This window comes from Erythrobacter rubeus, from assembly GCF_014705715.1.
GTDB lineage: Bacteria > Pseudomonadota > Alphaproteobacteria > Sphingomonadales > Sphingomonadaceae > Erythrobacter > Erythrobacter rubeus.
Genome location: NZ_JACXLC010000001.1, coordinates 772,651 through 795,976, shown reverse-complemented (window position 1 = coordinate 795,976; position 23,326 = coordinate 772,651). Strand labels below are relative to the sequence as shown.

Genomic DNA, 23,326 nt, shown 5'->3' with positions numbered 1-23,326 from the left:
CCCGATGACGGACACGCGCGTCCAAGTCGCAGCTTTGTACCAGTTTACGCCATTCGGCGATCCTGCCGCGCTGAAAGCGCCGCTTGAAGCGGTGTGCAAGGCCAACGGCATTGGCGGCACACTCCTGCTCGCCAAGGAAGGCATCAACGGAACGATTGCCGGTGCGCGCGAGGGGCTCGATGCAGTGCTCGCGCACATTCACGCGCTGCCCGGATGCGAGAAGCTCGAAGTGAAGTTCTCTTCGGCGAAAGAGATGCCCTTCAACCGGATGAAAGTGCGGTTGAAACGCGAAATCGTCACCATGGGTGAACCCGATATCGATCCGCGCGCCAGCGTGGGCACCTATGTCGCCCCTGAGGACTGGAACGACCTCATCAGCGATCCGGACACGGTCGTGATCGACACACGCAACGATTACGAAGTCGCGATCGGCACGTTCAAGGGCGCACTCGATCCGGAAACGCACAGCTTCGGCGAATTTCCGAATTGGTTTCGGGAGCACCGCGAAGGATTGCTCAGCGGCAAAAAGAAAGTCGCGATGTTTTGCACCGGCGGCATTCGCTGCGAGAAATCGACGAGCTTCCTGAAATCGGAAGGCGTCGAGGACGTGTTCCACCTGAAGGGCGGCATCCTCAAATATCTCGAAACAGTGCCCGAAGAGCAAAGCCTGTGGGAAGGCGAATGCTTCGTTTTCGATGAGCGCGTTGCGGTGAAGCACGATCTCGAAATCGGAGACTATGTGCTGTGCCGCGCCTGCCGCCGCCCGATCGACGCCAAGGACATGGCCAGCGAGCATTTCGAGGAAGGGATCAGCTGCCCGCATTGCATCGAGGAGCGCTCCGACGAACAGCGTGCGCGCTATCGCGAGCGGCAGAAGCAAGCCCGGCTGGCGCGCGAACGGGGCGAGAAGCATGTCGGAACGCTGCCCGCATCGGGTGATTGATAAGCTGTGAGTGATCTTCCCATCCTCTACAGCTTCCGCCGTTGCCCCTATGCGATGCGTGCGCGCATGGCGCTGTGGATCGCGAGCATCACGGTCGAACTGCGCGAGGTGAAGCTCGCCGACAAGCCTCCTGAGCTTGCTGAAACCTCTCCGAAAGCAACGGTGCCGGTGCTGGCCCTCCCCGATGGGGAGGTGGTGGATGAGAGCATCGCGGTGATGCGCTGGGCCTTGGCCAAGAGCGATCCCGAGGGCTGGCTGAGCGGAGACGACAAAAAGCTGATCGAGCGTAATGACGGCCCGTTCAAGCACCACCTCGACCGCTACAAATACCCCAATCGTTACGAGGATGAGCCCGATCACGGCCAGATCGACCACCGGGGCGAAGGTCTTGCAATCTTGCAGGATCTCGACGCGCGGCTGACCGATCAACCGCAGCTTTGCGGGGAGACGCGCACTCTGGCCGATATCGCGCTGTTCCCCTTCATCCGGCAGTTCGCCAACACCGATCGGGCCTGGTTCGATGCTCAGGATATCCCGCATCTCCAAAATTGGCTGGAAGGCCATCTGTCCTCCGACCTGTTTCAAGCGGTCATGCCCAAATTCACGCCCTGGAAAGCCGGTGACGATCCGATCGCCTTCGGCCCCCAGTAAGCGATCCTCAATTAGTAGGCGATCCTTAAGCATTTGCGCGTAGGTAGATCGCATGTCGACTCTCGCGCCTGTCCATTCGATCTCGGTCGATCTCGACCATGCAGAGGTGCACTTTGCTGTGGGCGGTTTCTGGACGACTGATGCGATGGGGGATTTTCTCGCCGATCTGGCAAAGGCGGCGACGCCATTCCTCAAATCGCAAGAACCCTTCAGCGCGCTGGGTGATCTCAGAGAATTCGTGCCGCAGAACCGCGATACGGCCGCCGCCATCCGCGACAGTCTGCTGACAGCGCAGAAAAATGGTTTGACCAGCTTTGCCGTCGTGTCCGCTGCGCCGTTGGTAAAGCTGCAATATCAGCGGATTACCGACGGTGTTGAAGTCGAATTCTTCGATACGCCGGACGCCGCCGAGCAATGGCTGCGCCGCCCGCGCTAACCGCACTTATTGCTTCAAACCATCTCTGAACGCATCGATCAGCCAACTCGCCGCGGGCCCCAATCGGTCGTCGCGGCGCCATAACGCGCTGAGCGGATAGCGATCGCCGGGTTTCTCCGGCAGGTCGAGTTCGACGAGGCGGCCGGCTGCAATATCCTCCAGCACCTGATGGCGCGGCATGTTGCCCCAGCCGAGCCCCTCTTTGAGCAGCGAATGCTTCGCGCCGAGATCGCCGAGCCGCCAAGTGAGCGGGCTGAGCACGGAAAATTCGCGGCCTTCGGTCAAATCCGATCTGTCGGCGAGCACCAATTGCAGGTGTTTGCGGCTTTCGCCCGGCTGTGTGCCTTTCTGGGCTAAAGGATGCCCAGGCGCTGCGACCGGTACCAGTTCGACTTCCCCGATCACCTGCCGCTCAAGCGCGGGATGATCGCCGATGACTGGCCCGCCTATCGCCAGTTGCGCACGATCATCGAGCAGGCATTCCGCAACCGCCCCGAGCCCCTCGACATTGAGCGTCAGTGCAACCGTCGGGAACATCCGGCGGAATTCTCCGAGCACCTTCGCGGTCACGTCGCCGGGCACCATCACGTCGATAACTATGCCGACACCGCTTTCGAGACCCGCATGCAGCGACTGGGTCTTGGCGAGCAGCGCATCGACGCGGTCGGCAATGCCCCGCGCTTCGGCGAGCAGCCCCTCGCCGGCTTCGGTCAGCACCGGTTTGCGCGAGCCTTCACGCTCAAACAAGGTGACCGCGAGCTGCGCTTCCAATTGCGAGATGCCATAGCTGATCGCCGAAACCGCGCGTCCTGATGCGCGCGCAGCCGCGCCGAAACTGCCCTCCTCCACCACGGCGAGGAAGATGCGCAGTTGGTCAAGTGTCGGATCGCCAAGCCTCATGCCTGCATATTCAGATATTCCGAACATTTTGGCAAGTTTTATCGCACTTATACAAATGGTGCGACAGGCCTATCTCCTTACTCAACAGAGCGAAACGGTCCACGGATCGCTCATTCAGGAGATACGACATGATCGAACTTCGACCCTTTAACAGCCTCGGCAGCGCCAACCACGGTTGGCTCGATGCCCACCATCACTTTTCGTTCGCCGGTTATCATGATCCAGCACGGGTCAATTGGGGTAGCCTCCGCGTGTGGAACGACGACACGATCGCGCCCGGCACCGGTTTCCCCACCCACCCGCACAGCGACATGGAAATCATCACCTATGTCCGCAAAGGCGCCATCACCCACCGCGACAGTATGGGCAATGAAGGCCGCACCGAAGCGGGCGATGTCCAGGTGATGAGCGCGGGCGACGGCGTCCAGCACTCGGAATACAATCTGGAAGACGGCGAAACGCAGATTTTCCAGATCTGGATCATCCCCGATGAGCGCGGCGGGAAGCCGACCTGGGGTGCGAAGGAATTCCCCAAGGGTGAGCGCGCCGGCCAGTTCGTGCCGCTTGCCGCGAGCACGGCGAACGACAACGACCGCGATGAAGGCGCTTTGCCCATTCGCACCGATGCCCGCGTTCTAGGCGCGACGATCAAGGCTGGCGAGAGCGTGACTTACACGCCCAGCGCAGCGGACCGTCACCTTTACCTCGTGCCGGCCACTGGTGCGGTCAAGATCGATGACGTCGAAGCAAAGGCGCGCGACGGTGTCGCCATGACTCAGCTTGACGAGGTGACCATCACTGCGATCGAAGACAGCGAAGTCATTCTGGTCGACGCTGCCTGACCTTCCCGGGGCCAGCCTTCCCCCAACCCCGCGTCCCGGCTGGCCCCACCCCATTTCTCAAGTCATTTTTCAAGGAGCACATTCTCATGGCAAATATCCTCCACATCACCGCCTCCATCCGCGGCGCTGAAAGCGTTTCCAACGGCATTGGCAACACGCTGATCGAAGGATTGACGAACGGCGACCACGCAGGCGTGACTACCCGCGATCTTTCGAAAAACGATCTTCCATTCGTCGATGAAGACCGCTTCGCTGCCAACCTTGCCCCATACGCCGAGCGCTCGCCCGAGCAGCAGGAGCTTGCAGCAATTGCCGACACGCTGATCGAAGAGCTGAAGTCCGCCGATACGATTGTGATCAGCAGCCCAGTCTACAATTTCGGGGTGCCCGCAACGCTGAAGGCGTGGGCCGATCTCGTGGCTCGTGCAGGCACAACCTTCCAGTACACTGAAAACGGCCCGGTCGGCCTCCTCGAAGGCAAGAAGGCCTATATCGCCGCAGCATCGGGCGGAACGCCCATCGGCAGCGATATGGATTTCATGTCCAGCTGGCTGAAATTTTTCCTCGGCTTCCTCGGGATCAGCGATGTTGAAATCGTCGCCGCCGACGGGATCATGGGCGCAGATGGCGAAGCCAAGATCACCGCAGCACACGAACGCGCCGAGCAGCTTGCTGCATAGGTTCCTACACTTCCTCTTTCCGGGAGAAATACAATGAACACCGTTACTCGAAATGAACTCGGCACCGCGCAGACAGCGGTTGTCGGCCAAGACGCGCTTGCTCTAATTGCCCGCATCCTGCTCGCCGCCCTTTTCATCCTCGCCGGCGTCAACAAGCTGAGCGGGATGGAAGGCACCGTCGGCTATATCGCTTCGGTCGGCTTGCCGCTTCCGGAAATCGTGTACTTCCTCACCGTCGCGCTCGAGATCGGCGGCGGATTGATGCTCGCTGCGGGTTTCAAGACTCGGTACGCCGCTGGCGCCCTTGGCATCTTTACAGTGCTGACCGCGCTCATCTTCCACAACGATTTCTCGCAGCAGATCGAAATGACGATGTTCCTCAAGAACCTTGCCATTGCAGGCGGGATGTTTGCGATTGCTGCCTTCGGTCCGGGCCGCCTGGCGCTCGACCGTCAGTAATTTCTAAAGCCCGAAGGGTCGCATTTGGCCGGGACGCGAAACATCGTCCCGGCCATTCGCGTTTCTAGTCCGAAGACAGCGTCCCGCCGGGAAGCGCCTCGCTCAATTCTTCCAGCCACAGATCGGCAACCGCATCGGAAGGCGCGCGCCAGTCCCCCCGCGGAGACAGTGCCCCGCCCGAGCTTACCTTCGGACCGTTGGGCATGGCGCTTCGCTTGAACTGACTGAAGGTGAAGAACCGCTTCAGGAAGCTTTCGAGCCAGCGCGCGATTTCGGGCAGATCGTATTCGTTCTTGCGGTGCTCCGGGAACCCGGCGGGCCACAAACCAGCGCTCGCCTCTCGCCATGCATGGTAAGCGAGAAACGCAACTTTGCCCGGCCGCTGACCGTAGCGGATGATGTGGTGCAGGAAAAAGTCATTAAGCTCATACGGACCGATCAAGCTCTCGGTCGATTGCATCTCACCGTCCTCGCCAGCAGGCACCAGTTCCGGCGAAATGACCGTGTCGTAAACCGCCTGAAGCACTTCGCAGCATTCGTTGCTGAACTGGCCGGTCTCGATGGTCCAGCGGATCAAGTATCGGATCAGCGTCTTGGGCACGCCCGAATTGACGCCGTAATGACTCATGTGATCACCGACGCCGTAAGTGCACCAGCCAAGCGCTAGTTCGGACAGATCGCCCGTTCCGACAACAAAGCCTTTATGCTGGCCCGCCAGACGGAACAAGTAGTCGGTCCGGAGCCCCGCCTGCACGTTCTCGAAAGTCACGTCATAATGCGGCTCGCCCCCTGCAAAGGGATGATCGATATCCTTCAGCATGAGCTTTGCCGCCGGCTTGATATCGATTTCCTCGGCGGTGATGCCCATGGCTTCCATCAGCTTCCAGGCATTGGATTTGGTGGTATCCGACGTACCGAAGCCGGGCATGGTATAGCCGCGAATGGTCGAGCGCGGCAGATCGAGCCGGTCGCAAGCCTTCGCCGCCACGATCAAAGCGTGGGTGCTGTCGAGCCCGCCTGATATCCCGATGACCAGGCTTTCCGGCTTGGTCGCCTGGATACGCCGCATCAGCGCATCGACCTGAATATTGAAAGCTTCGTAGCAATCCTCATCGAGCGTCTTTGCGTTGTCCGGCACGAATGGGAAGCGGCGCACAGGCCGCATCAGTCCGATATCGCCGTCCACATGGGCATGCTCGAAGACGATCCGCCGGAAAGTGTCCTCTGGCCGGTCGTGCGCCTCGGCTGCATCGGAGAATGTCTGGTTGCGCATCCGCTCGCCTGCGATCTTGTCGGTATCGATATCGACAATGCACAGCTCGGGATCGAGATCGAAGCGGACGCTTTCGGCAAGCAGCGATCCCATTTCGTAGACGACGCCTTGCCCGTCCCATGCGAGATCGGTCGTGCTCTCTCCATGCCCGCTGGCCGAATACACGTACGCGCAGATCGAGCGGGACGAACTGGAGCGGCAATGCATGTGACGATCTTCTGCGCGGCCGATCGTGATCGGTGATGCCGACAGGTTGCAAAGGATATGCGCACCGGCGAGCGCGGCGAGCGTTCCGGGCGGGTTAGGCGACCAGAAATCTTCGCAAATCTCGACGCCGAAGGTGAAGCCGGGCACGTTCGATGCGGCAAAGATCTGGTCGGTCCCGAAGGGCACCTCTTCCCCCGCAACCGCGATCCACAAATCCTGGCAATTGCGGCCATGCGCAAAATAGCGCTTCTCATAAAATTCGCGGTAATTCGGCAGGTAGCTTTTCGGGATCACGCCGAGCAATTCGCCGCCCGCGATCACCAGCGCGCAATTATACACCTTGGAATTGCGCCGCAGGGGCGCGCCGACGATGAGCACCGGGGTTAGGTCTGCGGACGCTTCGACCACCTCGCCCACCGCCTGTTCGACACGGTCAAGCAGCGCGTTCTGAAGATGGAGATCGTCGATCGCGTAAGATGAAAGGCACAACTCAGGATAGACGAGCAGATCGACCTTGCAATCATGCGCCCGCTTCGCCTCCGAAATCACACCCTTCGTATTGTAGGCTACGTTGGCAGTGCGAACACACGGCGTGGACGTCGCGACGCGGACAAAGCCATGCGCGTGCATATCGAAAAAGCGGTGCGAAGTGTCGGCCATGCGTGCGGGGGCTCCTGCTTGTGCTGGAGGGAAGCTCTAGCGGCAATCGCACGCACTTCCTAGGCGGCTAATAATTGCTCCGCCGGCGGGCCTTCCTCGAGAAGGTCGAGCAGACCTCTTTCCGTGCGTGTCAGCCATTTGGTCGAGCGCGGAAGACGCAGGCTATCGCGCCACTCAGCCTGTCCCGAAACCCGCTCGATAACGGCGGGATGGATGTAGCTCTTGCGCGCGGTGGCAGGTGTATTGCCGAGCCTGCTTGATACCTCGTCGAGAATGCTGGTGATGGTCAGCTCCTTGTCAGCCTCGACCAAAGCTTCGAAAGCGAAGACGCTCGCGTGCCATGTGCGGAAATGCTTGGCGGAAAAATCATCCCCCATGGCCTCGCGGATATAGGCGTTGACCGCATGGGAGGTGACCGGCTGCACATCGCCGTCATCGTCCCGGTAGCGGAACAGGTGCTGCCCTGCTCCCTTGCCCGGCAAATCCTTCATCCGTCGCACCGCATTTGCGAGGCGGCCATCGGTCAGCTTCACTTCGCGCTCCCGGCCACCCTTGCCGTTGAAACTGAGATGAATGGTGCGCGCCGAAATATCGGCGTGGCGATTGCGCAATGTCGTCGCGCCGAAGCTCTCGTTCGCTTCGGCATATTGCTCATTGCCGACGCGGATCGCGCTCAGATCAAGCAGGCGCACGACACAGGCGAGCGCTGTCGTCTCGGTCATTTTCGGCTGCGACAGGTCGTCATCGACCCGCGCGCGGATGAGCGGTAGTTTACGGCCGAACGCGGCGCAGCGATCGAACTTGTCGCCTTCGCGCATTCGCCGGAATTCGGGGTGATAGCGGTACTGCTTGCGCCCGCGGTCATCATATCCGGTGGCGAGTATGTGGCCATTGGGCGCCGGGCAATACCATTCATCGGTGTAGGCAGGCGGCAGCGCAACCGCATTCAACCGGGCTCGCTCCTCCGCGTCGCGGATCAGCTTTCCATCGACATCGTAATAGGCAAAGCCCGTGCCTGCGCCTTTGCGCGTGATGCCCGGCAGACTGTCATCGACATAGATAAGCTTTTCCATCTCAAAGGAAATGCGCCGCACCGTCGCCGGGTTCCGGCTTGCTCTTTCGCCAGCGAAGCGCCAACTCCTTTTGCAAGGGTCAGACTGAAAGACACACCCTCCCAAACAGGAGAACCAAAAATGGCCGATCCCACCTACACTCCCCCCGAAGTCTGGAGCGCCGACACCGAATCCGGTGGCCGGTTTGCGAACATCAACCGCCCAACATCGGGCGCGCGTGAAGAAAAAGCGCTTCCCTCCGGCGACAATCCTTTCCAGCTGCATTCGCTCGCCACGCCCAATGGCGTGAAGGCGACGATCATGCTGGAAGAGCTATTGGAGAAAGGCCATTCCGGCGCCGAATACGATGCCTACACCGTCAATATCGGCGAAGGCGAACAATTCACCAGCGGCTTTGTCGATATCAACCCAAATTCGAAAATCCCCGCGCTGATCGATACGAGCGGCGACAAGCCTTTCCGCGTTTTCGAAAGCGGCGCGATCCTCGTCCACCTCGCCGAGAAGTTCGGCGAATTCCTGCCGACCGATCCGGCAGCGCGTGCAGAGGTGCTTAGCTGGGTATTTTGGCAGGTCGGGACCGGCCCGTTCATCGGTGGCGGCTTCGGCCATTTCTACGCCTATGCCCCCGAAAAATACGAGTATCCGATCAACCGCTACGCGATGGAAACCAAACGGATTTTTGACGTCGCGGACAAACAGCTGGGCAAGCATCGCTTCCTCGCAGGCGATGAATACACCATCGCCGACATCGCGAACTTCCCCTGGCTGGCGCCGTTCGTGTTCGGCGTAATCTACAACGAGGCAAAAACGTTCCTGTCGATCGACGAATATAAAAACGTCGCGCGCTGGGTTCACGAAATCAACGCTCGCCCCGCGGTCAAGCGCGGCCGGATCGTCAACAAGGTGTGGGGCGATGACGAGGCGACGCAGCTGCGCGAACGCCATTCCGCCGCCGATTTCGAAGGTAAAAAGCTCGACTGACTCTGACCGCTAGGAACAAGGAGGCGGCGTGGAGGCGAAAGCGAACGCTTGACTCGCCGCGCCGTCTCCCGTCCTCTCTTGCCATGAGGACGCGCAACAGTGCCTGAACCCGGCAGCAACCATGTCGGCACGGGCGAAAAGCTTGGCTACGGCATTGGCGACTTATCCGCCGGGCTGATCCTCAACTTCTTCGGGTTTTTCCTGCTGTTCTACTTCGTCGACCTCGGCGGGCTGGAACCGGCAGCGATCGGTTTGATGCTGCTGCTGACTAAGCTGGTGGATGCCTTTACCGACCCGATGATGGGTCTGGTCGCAGACCGCACTCGCACTCGCTGGGGCCGGTATCGCCCTTACCTGTTGTTCGGTCCCGTCCCGCTCGGCATCGCGCTCGTTCTTATTTTTGCCGCACCCGATGGGTTGAGCGACACTTGGCTGCTCGCCTGGGCTTACATCACCTACACGCTTTGCATGCTCGCCTTCACGGCGGTGAACGTCCCGTATGGCGGGCTGCTCGGTGTGATTTCGCCATCGTCGGAAGTGCGCGCGAGTGTGACTGCGTATCGCATGTTTTTCTCCGCGCTCGGCGGCATCCTGGTCGGCGCGCTGGGCACCACACTCGTGCGCGAGCTCGGCGGAGGCCATGACGCGCTGGGCGTGCTGCTTACGATCTCATGTATCGCCGCCGTGTCGGTGTTCTGCCTGCTGGTGACCTTTGCGACCACGAAAGAGCGCATTCCCTTTGCCGAAACGAACGGCTCGCTCTCTGGCGATGTCAAAGTGCTGCTGACCACCGGACCTTGGATCGTTGTTGCCATTGCAGCGATCCTCGGCGTGACGGCGATCGCTGCGCGCGCTGGTTCGGCGCTGTTCTTCTTCAAGTATGTGGTCGGCGACGATGGGTCTCCGGTGTTCCTGTTTTTCGACCGGCCCGCCCTGTTTTTGACCGCCCTCGCGCTTGGTCAGATCACCGGAGTGATCGTCGGCAATATCCTTCAGAAATCGTTCGAGAAATCGCATCTGCTGATCACGGCGGGCGGTCTCAAGGTCGCGATGATCACTCTGTTCTACTTCCTGCCTCTCGATGCCGTCTGGCCGCAGACCATCGTGCAGTATCTGGTCGGGATAGGGTTCGGCATGCTGATGGTGCTCTCCTATTCGATGTTTACCGACATCGCCGAGTTCATCGACTGGAAGTCCGGTCGTCAGATGACCGCCCTCGTGATCGCGGCATCGGTGTTCGCGGTGAAAGCCGGCATCGCTTTCGGTTCGGCCGTTCCCGGCTTCACGCTCGACCTCACCGACTTCGTCAACGGGCAGGAGCAGACCGAAACCGCGCTCATGGGCATACAGATCGCTTTTGCGGTCGTCCCTGCGGGCGTGATGATCCCCGCTATGATCGCGCTGATGTTCTACAGCCTCAATCGACGGGTCATTGCGGAGGTGGAGCATGACTTGTCTACGCGCCGCGCAGCCCCTGCTTGAACTTTGCGCAAATTGTGCAGCGACAGCCCTTCACATCCTCGCCAGACCCGTTATATGCGCGCCATCTGCTGGGGTGTAGCCAAGTGGTAAGGCACTGGTTTTTGGTACCGGCATGCGCAGGTTCGAATCCTGCCACCCCAGCCAGATATTTCCGAGATACTTGATCGCGCTACCGCTTCGCTGCTTGAGCGCAGGTGTCAGCTCCCAGCCGATGGCTTGCCCGATGCCTGGATGCATTGACCCGTCACCCACGCGCTGGCCGGCGACACGAGATACAGCACCAGTGCGGCGATATCGCGCGGGGTCCCCAGCCTTCCCGCCGGAAGGGCTAGCTGTTCGAGCAGCGGACCGAAATCCTCATCCGTCATGTCGAGCGCCTTCTTCACCGTATCGGTTGGCACGAAACCGGGAAGGATCGAATTGACCCGCGTCTTCGGCCCCAACTCCATCGAGAGCGTGCGCGTGAGCATGTTCACGCCCGATTTCGCCGCGCTGTAATGCGCGCTGCCGGAGAACGGTTCGACCGCCGCCAGCGAGGAGATGTTCACCATAGCGCTGCCATCGCCGAAATGCGGCACCGCCGCCTGCACGCTGTAGAAAATCGAAGAGAGATTTACCGCCAGCGTCTTGTCCCATTCTGCCGGATCGAGCTCCGCCAGCGGCGCCGAGACGAGTGAGCCGCCTGCATTATTCACCCAGATGTCGAGGCTGCCGAATTCCTCGAGCGCGCGCGCTGCGAGAGCGTTCATATCCTCGCGGCTCGACACGTCCGTCTTCAGCGATATCGCGCGGCCACCCTGGTTGTTTGCGTTGATCAGCTTCGCGGTGTGCTCGATCTGATCGGTTGAACGGGCGGCGCACACGATATTCGCGCCGGCTTCGGCCAGCAGAGTGGCAATCCCCTCACCGATCCCCCGTCCGGCGCCGGTGACGACAGCAGTCTTGCCAGTAAGATCGAACAGGTCCTGCATCTCTCATCTCCCCGAGTGGAAATGCGGGAAATAGAGAGGTCGCGGCCGATCAGTCCACTAGCTGTTGTGCGGGACCGAGCACCTTCTCGGCCAGCGCGACGCCGGACAGCCAAGCCCCCTCCACGCGCGGTGAATGGAGGTAATCGCCCGCAATTCCGATGGAGCGTTCGTGATCGAAGCGCGCTTCTTCCCCCTCGACCGGCTCCGCCATCGAATAAAGCCAGCGATGCGCGGCGAGATGGATCGGTACGGTGCATTGCGCCCCAGTCTGATCGAAGAAATCGTCGAGCAGTATCGGTCCGACCTCTTCCTTGGGATGATCGAGCAATTCGCGGCTCCGATCTGCGCTGGCATGGATGACCCAGCACTCTTCGCCAGCTCTCGACGGTTTCGCCGAGTTGCGCGCCGCCCATGAAATCGCGCCATCCGGGTCGCGAACAGTATCGCTTTCGATCTCGAGCGCCTCCGCAAAGCCTGCCATTACCGCCCAGCACGGCTCGGAGCGCGCTTGCGCTGCAACCGCGGCCATCTCCGGGGCTGGCTCGTCAAGCAGCACTTCGGCTTGTTCGGCGGGGATCGCGACCAGGACTGTCTTTGCCGTGAAGATATTCTGGCCGGTATCGATATGCCACTCCCCGTCATTGCGGCGCAATGCCTCGGCTCGGGTGTTCCAACGCACGTTCAGGCGCTGCGCCATCCCTCTGATCGGTCCGTTCATGCCGGGAATACCGACAAACGCATCATCCCCGGCAGCTTGCCAGGGGGCCACCACACCGAGCGACTGCCATTCGTTCACTGCTGCGCGGAAGTCGCCATCCCGTGCGGTGAAATATTGCGCACCATGATCGAACGACACCACTTCGCCGCCAATCTCGGTCCGACGGGCAGCCATGCGGCCACCGGGTCCTCGCCCCTTGTCGATGATGTCAATGATGAGTCCGGCCTCGGCCAGACGTGTCGCGCAGGCAAGCCCGGCCATACCAGCGCCGACTACGCAGATGTCGCTGTGATGTTGTCCCATGCCCGCTCAACGCGCGACATGATATGAAGTTTCGTCAGTTTTTGGAGACTGATATCAAGGCGCGCTGCGCTCTGGCCGCGCTTCGGCAAGCAAGAGCGAAAACCTCCCCTTGCTATCGAGCCACCGCGCCTGCGGTTCCCAACCCGCGGCGAGCAACAGCATGTTCGACGTGCGGCGATTGAACTTGTGACTGTTCTCGGTGTGAATGGTTTCACCCACTTTCATCTCGAAGCGCCGACCATGCACGGAAAATTCGATATTGCGACCAGCGACAAGGTGCATTTCGATCCGCGCAAAATCATCATTCCAGCGGGCCTCATGGGTCAGCGCATCGATCGGGATGTCGCCTTCCAGTTCGCGATTGATGCGGCGCATCAGGTTGTAATTGAACTCGGCGGTTACCCCGGCAGCGTCGTCGTAGGCGGCGACGAGCACATCCTCATCCTTGATCAGGTCCATCCCGATAAGCAACTGAGCGCCCGTGCCAAGCGTCTCGCGCATGTTGCGCAGCAGATCGACCGCGGTCCTCGCCACCATGTTGCCAATCGTCGAGCCGGGGAAGAAACCCAGATTGGGCAGCTCGTCAATCTCGCTTGGCAGCTCGACCTTGCGCATGAAATCCGCCTCGACCGGATGTACCGGCAGACCCGGAAACTTGGCCGAGAGATCGTTTGCCGCCGCGCGCAGGAAATCACCCGATATGTCCAGGGGAACGTAAGCTGCCGGTTTGATTGCGGACAGGAGCAGCGGCGTTTTTACCGAACTGCCTGAACCGAATTCTACGACGGCCCGGCCCGGCCCGATCATCTCGGCAAATTCGTCAGCCCGGTCGCGCAGGATCTCGGTTTCGGCACGGGTCGGATAGTATTCGGGCAGCTGCGTAATATCCTCGAACAGCTGCGATCCGGCGTCATCATAGAGCCAGCGCGCTGGGATCGCCTTTTGCGGCTGCGACAGACCATCGAGCACATCGCTGCGAAAGGCGGTGTCCACACCCTCTTCGTCGCGATCGACCAGCTTCAACCCCTTGTGCGTTGTCATGTGCCTAAACGTCCTTTGCGAGCCGGAGGCCGGTGAACTGCCAGCGTTGGTGCGGGTAGAAGAAATTGCGGTACGATGCGCGCGAGTGCCCGCGCACGGTCGCGCAACTGGCGCCTTTCAGCACGAACTGTCCGCTCATGAACTTGCCATTGTATTCGCCCACCGCTCCTGACGCGGGCTGGAAGCGAGGGAACGGCAAATAGGCCGAGCGCGTGAATTGCCAGCAATCGCCGAACAGCGCCTCGCCGCCATGCGGCAGCGGTGCTTCGGCGCGATCGAGCTGATTGCCTGATGAAGCGTCGTGCGCGGGCGCCTGCCCTTCCTGTCCGCGCGCGATCGCTTCCCATTCGAATTCTGTCGGCAGGCGCGCACCCGCCCAAGTGGCGAAAGCATCGGCTTCGAAATAAGAGATATGCGTCACCGGCGCATCGGGATCGCGGTCTTGCCAGCCCTGATGGGTAAAAGCCTTTCCCGCGCGCCAATAGAGCGGAGCATCGACGCGGTTCTCGTTAACCCATGCCCAGCCGTCCGACAGCCACAGTGCAGGCGTTTCATACCCGCCATCTGAAATGAACTCCGCCCATTCGCTATTGCTCACCAGCCGCCGCGCAAGCGCAAAGGGTTCGAGCAGGACGCGGTGGCGAGGCCCCTCATTATCGAACGAGAATCCCTCCGGCTCTGCCCCGATCAACGCCACTCCGCCTGGATGCGAATGCCACCCTGCCTCCTGCGCGCCGGCTGACATGGCCGGTTCGGCAGAGCCTCCGAACATGGCAGGGCCGATCGGGTTCTGGAACAGCGCATGCATGATGTCGGTCAGCAGCAATTCGATATGCTGCTGTTCGTGCGCTATGCCGAGCGCGATCAGATCCGCATGCGCAGGATCCTCCAGCAGCGGCTCCATTGCGGTATCGACCGTGCGGCGCCAATCGATAATCTCTTCGAGTGTGGGCCGCGAGAGCATCCCGCGGGAAAAGCGGGAAATCCGCTCGCCCTCAGCCTCGTAATAGGAATTGAACAGAAACGGATAGTTTGCGTCGAACACTTCGTAACCGGGCACGTGATCGCGCAGCAGAAACGTTTCCCAGAACCATGTCGTGTGCGCCAGGTGCCACTTTGCTGGCGAGGCGTCTTCCATCGACTGGATAGTCGCATCGGCATCGCTCAGGGGTTCGACCAGCGCCTCTGTCAGCGCCCGCGTGCGCTTGAATTCCGACGTTAGAGTGTCGCAATCCAGTCCGGTTGCTTGCTCGTGCCGCTCACTTTGAGGCACAGCCTTCTCCCTCGACGCCGGCGAGTGCGCTGCCGACCGCGAGGGCTCTCATGGCCTATCGACATGACAAATGGAAGGCGCGTCAGTGACTTAATTGTGCGACGCGCCGCCGAATTCCCTCATGCTGCCATGCGCACTTGATTGCGGCCAGCGCCCTTGGCCGCGTACAAGGCACTGTCTGCACGCGCGAAAAGCGAAAGTGACGTGTCGCCTTGCGTGAGCTCTGCAAGACCTGCACTGATCGTCACTGACGGGACGGTTTCGGTCGCACTGTCATTGGCGATGGCGTGCCGCAGCCTCTCGGACATGACCCGCGCCGAGCTTTCATCTGCGCCCGGCACGACCCAGACGAATTCTTCTCCGCCGACCCGCGCCATGATGTCAGCCTCGCGCGCCTGATCTTTCGCTATGCGCGCGATCGTTTGCAAAACCTTGTCTCCTGCGAGGTGGCCGTAAGTGTCGTTGACCGTTTTGAAGTGATCGATATCGAATACAATCAGCACCAGCGGTTTGGATATGCGGCGTGCCTTCAGGATCATCTCGTCGAGCTGCCCCATGAGGCTCCTGCGATTGGCAAGACCGGTCAAGGGGTCGGTCTGGGCCAGCTCTTGCGCCCGGCGCGCCTCGCGCTGGGCCACGGCGCGGGAAAATTCCAGCTGCCGAACGCGCGCGATCTGATCGGTAACATCGCGGACAACCCCGATAACCCGCGTGGTCTTGCCTTCGTCATCGCGGAGGTTGCATGCCTCGACCGCGAGGGACCGTGCGCGCCCATCAAGGCCCATCATGTCGAACCTGAGATCGTAAGGACCAACCTCGGCAAGCCGCTCTTTGATCGCACCGACCAAGTCTATGTCATTGGCCAGTAGGAGCGTTTCCGCATCACCTTCCAGAAACGGCTCGTCTTCCGGAACATCGAAGATGCGGCGCAGTCCGTTAGACCATTGCTGCGAGCCGGTGGCGGGATCGTATTGCCAGATGCCGAGCCCGGCGATGTCTTCTGCCAGGCTCACGGTCCTGATCAATTGATCCATGCGCTGCCCGCGCAATCCGGCCAGTTGCGCGCTAAAGCGCGCCTCCTGCCGGGCCATCCTGGTCGCAACGAGTGCAATGACGGCAATGAAAAGCAGCACCGCGCAGGCAATGAACAAAGCGTCGCTGCCGATAACCCTGCCGAGCATGCTGCCATCGGTTTCGAAAAGAACCCGGTCGAGGTTCGGCGCGATTGCGTTTGGCGGTGGCAGGCGGTCATGCATCTTGGCGGTGCTCTAGGCACAGCCTGCTTAACCTGGTGCCCCGAACCGCTTGGTAATACTGCGTACCAGCGGCGCATCGTGCTGAGGATCAGGCCGCGTCGGCCTGCTGTTGGCTGATCTCCGAATTGAGCGTCTCGGCGATCAGGAAAGCAAGTTCCAGCGACTGCTCCGCATTCAAACGCGGATCGCAGTGGGTGTGATAGCGATCACCCAGCGCGTCGTCGGTGATAGCGACGGCACCGCCAACACATTCGGTGACATCCTGCCCGGTCATCTCGATATGAATGCCGCCCGGATGCGTCCCTTCGGCGCGGTGCACCGCGAAGAAGCCCTTCACTTCGTTGAGTATGCGATCGAATGGGCGTGTTTTGTATCCGCTGTCCGATTTGATGACGTTGCCGTGCATCGGGTCGCAGCTCCATACCACCGGGTGCCCTTCGCGTTTCACTGCGCGGACGAGTTTCGGGAGCCCGTCCTCGACCTTGTCATGGCCGTAGCGACTGATGAGGGTGATCCGGCCCGGCTCGCGCGAAGGGTTGAGCACGTCCAGCAATTCAAGCAGGGCATCGGGTTCAAGCGACGGGCCGCATTTCATGCCAAGCGGGTTGCCGATACCGCGTGCAAATTCGACATGCGCGCTCCCGGGGAAGCGCGTGCGATCGCCGATCCACAGCATGTGTGCGCTGGTCGCGTACCAGTCGCCGGTCAGCGAATCCTGCCGCGTCAGCGCCTCTTCATAGGGGAGCAGCAGACCTTCGTGACTAGTGTAGAAGCTGGTTCCCTGAAGCTGCGGAACGGTTGCCGGATCGACACCGCACGCTTCCATGAATTCGAGCGCTTCGCCGATGCGGTCCGCCATCTGCGCGAACTTGTCGGTCCACGGTGTCCGGCCCATGAAATCGAGCGTCCACTGATGCACCTGCTGCAGGTTCGCATAACCGCCCCCTGCAAACGCGCGCAGCAGGTTGAGGGTCGCCGCGGCCTGACTGTAGGCCCGGACCATACGGTTCGGATCGTTGCGGCGCTGCTCGGCATCGAATTCGATCCCGTTGATATTGTCCCCGAGGTAGCTTGGGAGCGTAACGTCGCCCTTGGTCTCGGTCGGCGCGGAGCGCGGCTTGGCAAACTGGCCTGCCATCCGGCCGACTTTCACCACCGGGAGCTTGCTCGCGAAGGTCAGGACGACCGCCATCTGCAACAGCACACGGAAGGTATCGCGGATATTGTTCGGGTGGAACTCGGCGAAGCTTTCCGCGCAATCGCCGCCTTGAAGCAGGAACGCCTTGCCATTGGCGACGTCCGCCAGATCGGATTTGAGCGCGCGCGCCTCGCCCGCGAAGACGAGTGGTGGATATGAAGACAGCGTTTCTTCGGCCTGGGCAAGCTCACGGGCATCCTCGTATTGCGGCAAGTGACGCGCTTCGAAGGATTTCCAGCTTTCCGGTTTCCAGTTTTCGGCCATATTCGTAGTCTTCTAATCTGAATTGAGAGCGCGCCGCTATATTGCGCGCATACTATCTGTAAAGCGTGAATGGCATTCGCGATAACATTATTTCGCGAAGAGTTTAATCGGCCAGAGCGATATCAGCGCCCGACAATCTCCGGCTCCCTGCGCTCCGGACGCGCAGCACCCTGCGCAACCTCGCCTGCGTTTTCAGGTGCTTCGACAAGCTCCTGCCCTTCGGGAATGATCGCCAGCTTCAGCGGTTGCCGCTGCCCGAAGTACCGCTCGGCGAGGAACTGCATGATTTCGGGCGTGGTCTGCGAGAAATCGGACAGCAGCGTGCGCAGCTTGTCCACGCGCTGAGGATCGGTGCTCGCCCCTTCAAGATTGAACAACCAGAACTGATTCCCGGTCGAGGCACGCCGGATCAGCTGACCGAGCGGTTCGGTAACGCGCGCAAGCTCATCCGCGGTTGGCGGATTTGCAGCAAGGTCTTGCGCAATGCGATCGGCTTCGTCGAAGAAGATCGGCACGAAATCGGGCTCAAGCTGCGCAAGCGCGGTGATCGTCCCGCCCGCAGGCAAATCGGTCGGCCATTTGGAGAACACTTGCGGCGAATAGCTTGCGCCGGCGCGTTCCCGCAGCGCCTCGAGCAAGCGGTTGTTGAACAGCTGAGTTAGAATCTCGAGCTGGCGCGATTCCCGGATGTTCGCCATCCCGCCGCCGCTCCGCCACGTGATGACGGCAGCGGCCTGATTGGCATCTCCGCGGTGTTCCAGCACAGTGGGTTCGCTGCTCGCCTCAGGGAAATCGGGCACGCGAGCTGCAATCTCGTCGGGAATGGGTTCGCGATCCGGCAAAGCGCCGAAGGTCAGGCGCAGCTTTTCAACGATCTCGTCGCGGTCGAATTCGCCGAACACAAGAACCTCGACCGGGCCTTGTTTCAGGAGCGGCTCCCAGGCTTCACGAAAACCTTCGGGAGTGACGGCCTCCAGCGCAGCCGGTGACGGGGTCGCAAAGCGCGGGTCCTTGTCGGTGACGAGGTATTCCAAGTCACGGTTCAAGATGCCGCCTGGGCTGGTCGAGAAGGTGTTGTAGGCAAGCTCACCCGCAGCCTTGGCGCGGATAACGGGATCGGCATCCCAACGCGGCATTCCGAGTTTCGCGGCGAAAAGATAGAGCTGGTCGGCGACGTCGCTGGAGCGCGTCTGCGCGGTGAAAGTGAACACCGCATCTTCGACCGCGAAATCGAAGCCGAGCTTGCGCCCTGTGGCAAGCCGGTCGATCTCGTTCTGGCCGAGTTCGCCCAGACCAGAACCCACGAGCGCCATTTCGCCCAGCGGCGCATAGACGGCTGTTTCTTCATCGAACGCACGGTAGCCTGCGCCGAAGCGCACGCGAACAGTCACGCGGCCCGGTTCGGCATTGTTGGACCACAGCAATGCGCGCACGCCGTTGTCGAAATCGACCTGTTCCACTTCGAGTACGCCAAGCGGTCTTTCGCTAACGATCGTGCCCGGCTCCCCGATAGGCGGCAGCTCGTCGAAGGAAATTGTCTGAGCGGCGAGGCGCGCCGAACCATCAACTTCGACTTCCTTTGCCAGAGCCAGTTGGAGCTCGTCCGAAGTGGCCTCACCTATCGCGGGAGTGACATAGACCGAGCGCACAACGTCGCCTTCGAACAGCTTCTGTGTCCGCTCCAGCACCTCGGCTGGATTCAGCCGGTCTTTCATCCCGCGAAACACATCGAGCACAGTCTGCGACGATGCGACGGTTTCGCGAATATCGACCGCGTTGACGACATTGTCGGCAAGACGGCTTCCCGCCTCGACGCTCGCCTGTTCGACCTGATTGACGAAAACGACTTCGAATTCGGCAGCTTCGCGGTCGATCTCTTCCTGCGTCGGCGGGTTGGTGATCGCATCCTGGATCACGCTCCTCACATCGGCGAGCGCAGCCTCCCAATCCTGGGTGAGCGGCGCGAAGGTCACGAAAGTGGCGTCGGTCGAGCGCGAGACGTCGTCCTGCTGGACCTGCGCATAAAGGTAAGAACCACCTGCCCTTGCACGCTGCTCCAGCCGGCGATTGATGAGTGCCTGTGCCACTGCATCCAGAAGCAGGCCTTCATTATAGACGATCGTATCCTGCACTTTGCGCCACGGCCGCATGATCGCATAGGTCAGGCTGCGTGGGAGATCGGGTTCCACGCCGACTGCAAGCTCGCCAATCGGAAGGCCGGTGGCCGATGCCGTGGCCGTGTCCTCTGGCGGAACGGGATCACCGAAATCGGGCGCTTCCGCAGCCTCTCCGGTCCCTTCCCAATCGCCAAACCATTGTTCGACCAGTCCAGCGAGGATCAGCGGATCGGCGTCGCCAGCGACGACGATCACAGTGTTTTCGGGGCGATACCAACGGTCATAGAAATCCTGGATCTGCGGCGCGTTCGCGCCTTGCAGAGTCTCGATAGTCCCGATCGGATTACGGCTGGCAAGGCGCTGCCCGGCAAAGAATGTCCGGCGGGTGAGGTCAGCCACGCGCTGCGACGCGCCGCCCCGTTCGCGCTTTTCTGCGAGCACGATCGGCCGCTCGGCCGCCACGTTCTCTTCGCTCAGCACAGGCTCCCGGATCATGCCCGAAAGCAGCTTGAAACTCTCCGCCAGCTTGGCGCGATCGATGTTCGGAATGTCGAGCTTGTAAGCAGTGTGGGTCGGGCTCGTCTCGGCGTTGGCATCGCTGCCGAACGTCGCGCCCAGCCGCTGCCAAGCTGCGATCGCCTCTGCCTGCCCAAGATATTTGCTCTCACGGAAAAGCAGGTGTTCCAGCAGGTGAGCATAGCCCTGTTCCCACTCGCGCTCGTGCAGCGATCCTGCATCGACGCGCACCCTGATCGAGACCTGCTGCGGCGGGACGCCGTTGCGCCGCACCGCATAGCGCAGGCCGTTGTCCATCTCGCCGAAAAGCCATTGCTCATCGACCGGCACATCGCTGTCTTCGTAAAGCCACGGCACTTCGTCGCCGCTCTGCAGGAATTGTGGCTGCGGTATCTGCGACGCGCTGGCGGCAGGCTCGGCAGCAGCCTCCTGGGCTGCGACGGGAGAGAAAAGCGCAAACGGCGCGGAGGCGAGGGAAAGGGTGGCTGCGACCCGGAAAAGAAGCTTCATACACTCTGTATAGAGCGGCAAGGTCTGAAGGGATAGTGAATGTGTGCTCGCAGGTGCCCTAGCAAAGCTTGCTTGCCGCTCGCGCGCGTGCATCCTATCTTGCGCTTATGTTTATCGAGACAGAAACGACGCCCAATCCGTCGAGCCTCAAATTCCTCCCTGGCCAGACGGTCATGCCCAGCGGCACCCGCGAATTCGCCTCTCCCGAAGCGGCTGAGGTGAGCCCGCTTGCGCAGGCGATTTTCGACACCGGCGAAGTCGTGAATGTGTTTTTCGGCTGGGACTTCGTGACCGTCACCGCCGCGCCGGGTACGCAGTGGTCGTCGCTCAAGCCGCAGGTCGTATCGATCCTGCTCGACCATTTCGTTTCCGAGGCCCCGCTTTTCGCAGGCGGAAGCGCGGACGGCATCAATGTCCCCGCCGAAGATGCCGAAATGGCTGTCGAGGACAAGGAAGAGGACGCTGAGACAATCGCGGCGATCCACGAGCTCCTCGAAACCCGCGTCCGCCCAGCGGTTGCCGGCGACGGCGGGGACATTGCCTATCGCGGATTTTCAGACGGCGTAGTCTACTTGACGTTGCAAGGCGCATGTTCGGGCTGCCCGTCGAGCACAGCGACGCTGAAACACGGCATCGAAAGCCTGCTGAAACATTATGTGCCCGAGGTCGTTGAGGTGAGAGCAGCTTAAATCTCTCACCTTTTTCAGGGACTTTCATGACAAAACAATATCACGACCACGTCCTGTCCGATGCCGCGCTCGGGCAGCTTTTCAACGATGCGCGCACATATAACGGCTGGCTCGACAAAGACGTGTCCCAGGATCAGCTCCACATGATCTGGGACCTGCTCAAGATGGCGCCGACATCCGCCAACATGCAGCCTGTGCGGATCGTCTGGGTGAAATCCGAAGAGCAGAAAGCCAAGCTTGTCGAGTGTGCATCCGAAGGCAATCAGGACAAGATCAAGGCGGCGCCTGTGACCGCCGTGATCGGCTATGACATAGATTTTCACGAAGAGCTTCCGTGGCTGTTCCCGCACGCCGACGCGAAAAGCTGGTTCGAAGGGGATGAAGACGGACGCAAGGAAGGCGCATTCCGCAACTCGTCGCTACAGGGCGCTTATCTGATCCTCGCTGCGCGTGCGGTCGGCCTCGATTGCGGGCCGATGTCCGGCTTCGATGAAGACAAAGTCAACGAGGCGTTCTTCGGCGACGAGCCGCGCCACCGGGTCAATTTCATCTGCTCGATCGGTTATGGCGATCCCGAGACGATTTTCGATCGCAGCCCGCGTCCCGAATTCAACAAGTTCAATTCGATAGTCTGATCCCAATCGCAGACTTGCAGGGCGGCTCTGTGTGAGGCAGTGCCGCCCTATGCGCACGCTCGCCATCGAAACCGCCACGGAAGCTTGCTCGGTCGCCCTGTTCGACGGCGACGATCTGGTCGCGGAGGATCACAAGGTCCTCGGGCGCGGTCACGCCGAACGGTTGGTTCCCATGATTGCAGCGCTTCCGGACAAAGGAAGATGCGACCGGATCCTTGTATCGCTCGGCCCGGGCAGCTTTACCGGCGTGCGCATCGGGGTCGCGACCGCGCGGGCTCTCGGCTTTGCGTGGGACGCCGAGGTTCTCGGCTATCCGACTCTCGCGCTAGTCGCAGCCATTGCTCAGAGTGAGCTGGAAGAGCCGGTAACGGTCTGCATGAATGGCGGTCATGGCGAATGGTTCGTCGCAGATTTTGCACCCGGCTCCAAACCACTGGAACCGACCATTTCGCTTTCGCCGCAAAAGGCCCTCACGCGCGGCGCTCGGTCGTACATTGCCGGCAATCGGGCAGAGGAATTCGGCGAACTGCTGGGCCGCGATCCTGCCTGCTTAAAGACCTTGCTTCCGCGGGCACGGTTTGCCCACGCCTTGCCAAGCGACATACTGCGCACTTCGCTCACCCCCATTTATGGCCGCGGCCCTGACGCGGTCCCTCAGGCAGAAAGCCTGGCGCAATGAGCGAGACCCCCGCCATCGTCGACCAGATCATGGCCGTGATGGAAGCGGCGTTCGATCCGGCGTTCGGTGAAGCATGGAACCGGCGGCAGATTTCCGATGCACTGGCCATGCCCAGCACGCACGCCCTGGTTGTGGACAGCAAGGGCCGAATTATCGACGCTCCGCAGCAATGCGAACCCGCAGGCTTCGTGCTGACGCGCCACGCGGCGGGAGAAGAGGAATTGCTGCTGATCGCGGTAGTGCCCGAATACCGCAAACGCGGCCTCGGCAAGCTTTTGATCGATCACCTCTTCGCCGCTGCGAAGGCGCGCGGTACGGCGCGTATCTTCCTTGAGATGCGGCGCGGCAATCCAGCGGTGCAACTCTACAGGAATGCAGGCTTCGAACCGATTGGCGAACGCCCCAACTATTACCGGCTAGCCAACGGCAGTCGTGTCGACGCAATTACTTTCGGCTGCTCCATTTAGTCCATGTGATATTGTATCAAGCCTTCGCTTGATCAATTGTTACCCTTGCATTGCGCCTCCTTGTAAGCCATGGCCAAGAAATCGGGAAATAATATCTCGAGC

The 23,326-nt window shown here is 60.9% G+C and carries 22 protein-coding genes and 1 tRNA gene; 13 read left to right on the top strand and 10 right to left on the bottom strand.

Annotated elements, in window-relative coordinates; genetic code table 11:
* Positions 1 to 4 precede the first annotated feature (4 nt).
* From trhO to IB285_RS03845, 3 genes are read left to right on the top strand one after another with little or no spacing between them, the layout of a single operon-like run.
* Positions 5 to 943 (top strand): oxygen-dependent tRNA uridine(34) hydroxylase TrhO, encoded by a 939-nt coding sequence (gene trhO, locus IB285_RS03855; RefSeq protein ID WP_190786935.1) that lies wholly within the window; start codon positions 5 to 7, stop codon positions 941 to 943.
* A gap of 6 nt (positions 944 to 949) precedes the next feature.
* Positions 950 to 1,594, top strand: coding sequence for a glutathione S-transferase (locus IB285_RS03850; protein ID WP_190786934.1), 645 nt, complete (start codon positions 950 to 952; stop codon positions 1,592 to 1,594).
* 52 nt (positions 1,595 to 1,646) lie between these two features.
* Positions 1,647 to 2,030, top strand: a complete 384-nt coding sequence (locus tag IB285_RS03845) for an STAS/SEC14 domain-containing protein (protein ID WP_190786933.1) — start codon at positions 1,647 to 1,649, stop codon at positions 2,028 to 2,030.
* 6 nt (positions 2,031 to 2,036) lie between these two features.
* On the opposite strand, the gene IB285_RS03840 is transcribed toward IB285_RS03845, so the two are convergent.
* Positions 2,037 to 2,930 carry a LysR family transcriptional regulator gene (locus IB285_RS03840; protein WP_190786932.1) on the bottom strand — a complete coding sequence of 298 codons (894 nt, stop codon included), beginning with the start codon at positions 2,928 to 2,930 and terminating at the stop codon, positions 2,037 to 2,039.
* A gap of 128 nt (positions 2,931 to 3,058) precedes the next feature.
* Between IB285_RS03840 and IB285_RS03835 the strand changes: the two genes are divergently transcribed.
* The 3 genes from IB285_RS03835 (at position 3,059) to IB285_RS03825 (ending at position 4,911) form a co-directional block, all read left to right on the top strand.
* Complete coding sequence (locus tag IB285_RS03835; RefSeq protein ID WP_190786931.1) at positions 3,059 to 3,772, top strand: pirin family protein; 714 nt, start codon at positions 3,059 to 3,061, stop codon at positions 3,770 to 3,772.
* Between the two features lie 86 nt (positions 3,773 to 3,858).
* The gene (locus tag IB285_RS03830; RefSeq protein ID WP_190786930.1) at positions 3,859 to 4,452 is read left to right on the top strand and encodes an FMN-dependent NADH-azoreductase; all 594 of its coding nucleotides are present in this window, start codon (positions 3,859 to 3,861) and stop codon (positions 4,450 to 4,452) included.
* A 33-nt stretch (positions 4,453 to 4,485) separates the two neighbouring features.
* Positions 4,486 to 4,911, top strand: a complete 426-nt coding sequence (locus IB285_RS03825; RefSeq protein ID WP_190786929.1) for a DoxX family protein — start codon at positions 4,486 to 4,488, stop codon at positions 4,909 to 4,911.
* Between the two features lie 64 nt (positions 4,912 to 4,975).
* On the opposite strand, the gene IB285_RS03820 is transcribed toward IB285_RS03825, so the two are convergent.
* Positions 4,976 to 7,051: an NAD(+) synthase gene (locus tag IB285_RS03820; RefSeq protein WP_190786928.1), complete on the bottom strand. Its 2,076-nt coding sequence runs from the start codon at positions 7,049 to 7,051 to the stop codon at positions 4,976 to 4,978.
* Positions 7,052 to 7,110: 59 nt separating this feature from the next.
* Positions 7,111 to 8,124, bottom strand: a complete 1,014-nt coding sequence (locus IB285_RS03815; protein ID WP_190786927.1) for a DNA topoisomerase IB — start codon at positions 8,122 to 8,124, stop codon at positions 7,111 to 7,113.
* Between the two features lie 120 nt (positions 8,125 to 8,244).
* Between IB285_RS03815 and yghU the strand changes: the two genes are divergently transcribed.
* The 3 genes from yghU to IB285_RS03800 all read left to right on the top strand — a co-directional run bounded on the left by yghU (position 8,245) and on the right by IB285_RS03800 (position 10,731).
* Positions 8,245 to 9,105 carry a glutathione-dependent disulfide-bond oxidoreductase gene (yghU, locus tag IB285_RS03810; protein ID WP_190786926.1) on the top strand — a complete coding sequence of 287 codons (861 nt, stop codon included), beginning with the start codon at positions 8,245 to 8,247 and terminating at the stop codon, positions 9,103 to 9,105.
* Positions 9,106 to 9,204: 99 nt separating this feature from the next.
* Positions 9,205 to 10,587 (top strand): MFS transporter, encoded by a 1,383-nt coding sequence (locus IB285_RS03805; protein ID WP_190786925.1) that lies wholly within the window; start codon positions 9,205 to 9,207, stop codon positions 10,585 to 10,587.
* A 69-nt stretch (positions 10,588 to 10,656) separates the two neighbouring features.
* Positions 10,657 to 10,731 (top strand) — tRNA-Gln (locus tag IB285_RS03800).
* Positions 10,732 to 10,784: 53 nt separating this feature from the next.
* Here the strand turns inward: IB285_RS03800 and IB285_RS03795 are convergent.
* From IB285_RS03795 to IB285_RS03765, 7 genes are all read right to left on the bottom strand, one after another.
* Entirely contained in the window at positions 10,785 to 11,558 is a 774-nt protein-coding gene (locus IB285_RS03795; RefSeq protein ID WP_190786924.1) for an SDR family NAD(P)-dependent oxidoreductase, read from the bottom strand.
* Positions 11,559 to 11,607: 49 nt separating this feature from the next.
* The gene (locus IB285_RS03790; protein WP_190786923.1) at positions 11,608 to 12,579 is read right to left on the bottom strand and encodes an NAD(P)/FAD-dependent oxidoreductase; all 972 of its coding nucleotides are present in this window, start codon (positions 12,577 to 12,579) and stop codon (positions 11,608 to 11,610) included.
* A gap of 54 nt (positions 12,580 to 12,633) precedes the next feature.
* Positions 12,634 to 13,620, bottom strand: a complete 987-nt coding sequence (gene egtD / locus IB285_RS03785) for an L-histidine N(alpha)-methyltransferase (protein WP_190786922.1) — start codon at positions 13,618 to 13,620, stop codon at positions 12,634 to 12,636.
* Positions 13,621 to 13,624: 4 nt separating this feature from the next.
* Entirely contained in the window at positions 13,625 to 14,857 is a 1,233-nt protein-coding gene (gene egtB / locus IB285_RS03780) for an ergothioneine biosynthesis protein EgtB (protein ID WP_190788979.1), read from the bottom strand.
* Positions 14,858 to 15,012: 155 nt separating this feature from the next.
* Complete coding sequence (locus IB285_RS03775; protein ID WP_190786921.1) at positions 15,013 to 16,149, bottom strand: GGDEF domain-containing protein; 1,137 nt, start codon at positions 16,147 to 16,149, stop codon at positions 15,013 to 15,015.
* Between the two features lie 88 nt (positions 16,150 to 16,237).
* Positions 16,238 to 17,611: a class II 3-deoxy-7-phosphoheptulonate synthase gene (locus IB285_RS03770; protein WP_190786920.1), complete on the bottom strand. Its 1,374-nt coding sequence runs from the start codon at positions 17,609 to 17,611 to the stop codon at positions 16,238 to 16,240.
* Positions 17,612 to 17,733: 122 nt separating this feature from the next.
* On the bottom strand, positions 17,734 to 20,754 hold the full coding sequence (locus IB285_RS03765; RefSeq protein ID WP_190786919.1) for a M16 family metallopeptidase: 3,021 nt from the start codon (positions 20,752 to 20,754) through the stop codon (positions 17,734 to 17,736).
* Positions 20,755 to 20,861: 107 nt separating this feature from the next.
* Here IB285_RS03765 and IB285_RS03760 point away from each other — a divergent pair, with 107 nt between their 5' ends.
* The 4 genes from IB285_RS03760 to IB285_RS03745 are packed head-to-tail and all read left to right on the top strand — an operon-like array spanning position 20,862 to position 23,224.
* On the top strand, positions 20,862 to 21,443 hold the full coding sequence (locus IB285_RS03760) for a NifU family protein (protein WP_190786918.1): 582 nt from the start codon (positions 20,862 to 20,864) through the stop codon (positions 21,441 to 21,443).
* Positions 21,444 to 21,469: 26 nt separating this feature from the next.
* Positions 21,470 to 22,078, top strand: coding sequence for a malonic semialdehyde reductase (locus IB285_RS03755; RefSeq protein ID WP_190786917.1), 609 nt, complete (start codon positions 21,470 to 21,472; stop codon positions 22,076 to 22,078).
* Positions 22,079 to 22,127: 49 nt separating this feature from the next.
* A complete protein-coding gene (tsaB, locus tag IB285_RS03750) occupies positions 22,128 to 22,757 on the top strand; it encodes a tRNA (adenosine(37)-N6)-threonylcarbamoyltransferase complex dimerization subunit type 1 TsaB (RefSeq protein ID WP_190786916.1) in 630 nt (209 codons plus the stop codon).
* Entirely contained in the window at positions 22,754 to 23,224 is a 471-nt protein-coding gene (locus IB285_RS03745; RefSeq protein ID WP_190786915.1) for a GNAT family N-acetyltransferase, read from the top strand. Before tsaB ends, IB285_RS03745 begins: the two co-directional genes overlap by 4 nt.
* The last annotated feature ends 102 nt before the right edge of the window (positions 23,225 to 23,326 follow it).

Excerpts from the sequence above, each read along its gene's own strand:
- IB285_RS03835 (WP_190786931.1), top strand. The coding sequence starts at position 3,059 with ATGATCGAACTTCGACCCTTTAACAGCCTCGGCAGCGCCAACCACGGT.
- IB285_RS03840 (WP_190786932.1), bottom strand. The coding sequence starts at position 2,930 with ATGAGGCTTGGCGATCCGACACTTGACCAACTGCGCATCTTCCTCGCC.
- IB285_RS03770 (WP_190786920.1), bottom strand. The coding sequence starts at position 17,611 with ATGGCCGAAAACTGGAAACCGGAAAGCTGGAAATCCTTCGAAGCGCGT.
- IB285_RS03760 (WP_190786918.1), top strand. The coding sequence starts at position 20,862 with ATGTTTATCGAGACAGAAACGACGCCCAATCCGTCGAGCCTCAAATTC.
- IB285_RS03745 (WP_190786915.1), top strand. The coding sequence starts at position 22,754 with ATGAGCGAGACCCCCGCCATCGTCGACCAGATCATGGCCGTGATGGAA.
- trhO (WP_190786935.1), top strand. The coding sequence starts at position 5 with ATGACGGACACGCGCGTCCAAGTCGCAGCTTTGTACCAGTTTACGCCA.
- IB285_RS03825 (WP_190786929.1), top strand. The coding sequence starts at position 4,486 with ATGAACACCGTTACTCGAAATGAACTCGGCACCGCGCAGACAGCGGTT.
- IB285_RS03755 (WP_190786917.1), top strand. The coding sequence starts at position 21,470 with ATGACAAAACAATATCACGACCACGTCCTGTCCGATGCCGCGCTCGGG.
- IB285_RS03815 (WP_190786927.1), bottom strand. The coding sequence starts at position 8,124 with ATGGAAAAGCTTATCTATGTCGATGACAGTCTGCCGGGCATCACGCGC.
- tsaB (WP_190786916.1), top strand. The coding sequence starts at position 22,128 with ATGCGCACGCTCGCCATCGAAACCGCCACGGAAGCTTGCTCGGTCGCC.
- IB285_RS03790 (WP_190786923.1), bottom strand. The coding sequence starts at position 12,579 with ATGGGACAACATCACAGCGACATCTGCGTAGTCGGCGCTGGTATGGCC.
- IB285_RS03795 (WP_190786924.1), bottom strand. The coding sequence starts at position 11,558 with ATGCAGGACCTGTTCGATCTTACTGGCAAGACTGCTGTCGTCACCGGC.
- IB285_RS03775 (WP_190786921.1), bottom strand. The coding sequence starts at position 16,149 with ATGCATGACCGCCTGCCACCGCCAAACGCAATCGCGCCGAACCTCGAC.
- yghU (WP_190786926.1), top strand. The coding sequence starts at position 8,245 with ATGGCCGATCCCACCTACACTCCCCCCGAAGTCTGGAGCGCCGACACC.
- IB285_RS03845 (WP_190786933.1), top strand. The coding sequence starts at position 1,647 with ATGTCGACTCTCGCGCCTGTCCATTCGATCTCGGTCGATCTCGACCAT.
- IB285_RS03830 (WP_190786930.1), top strand. The coding sequence starts at position 3,859 with ATGGCAAATATCCTCCACATCACCGCCTCCATCCGCGGCGCTGAAAGC.
- egtD (WP_190786922.1), bottom strand. The coding sequence starts at position 13,620 with ATGACAACGCACAAGGGGTTGAAGCTGGTCGATCGCGACGAAGAGGGT.
- IB285_RS03820 (WP_190786928.1), bottom strand. The coding sequence starts at position 7,051 with ATGGCCGACACTTCGCACCGCTTTTTCGATATGCACGCGCATGGCTTT.
- IB285_RS03765 (WP_190786919.1), bottom strand. The coding sequence starts at position 20,754 with ATGAAGCTTCTTTTCCGGGTCGCAGCCACCCTTTCCCTCGCCTCCGCG.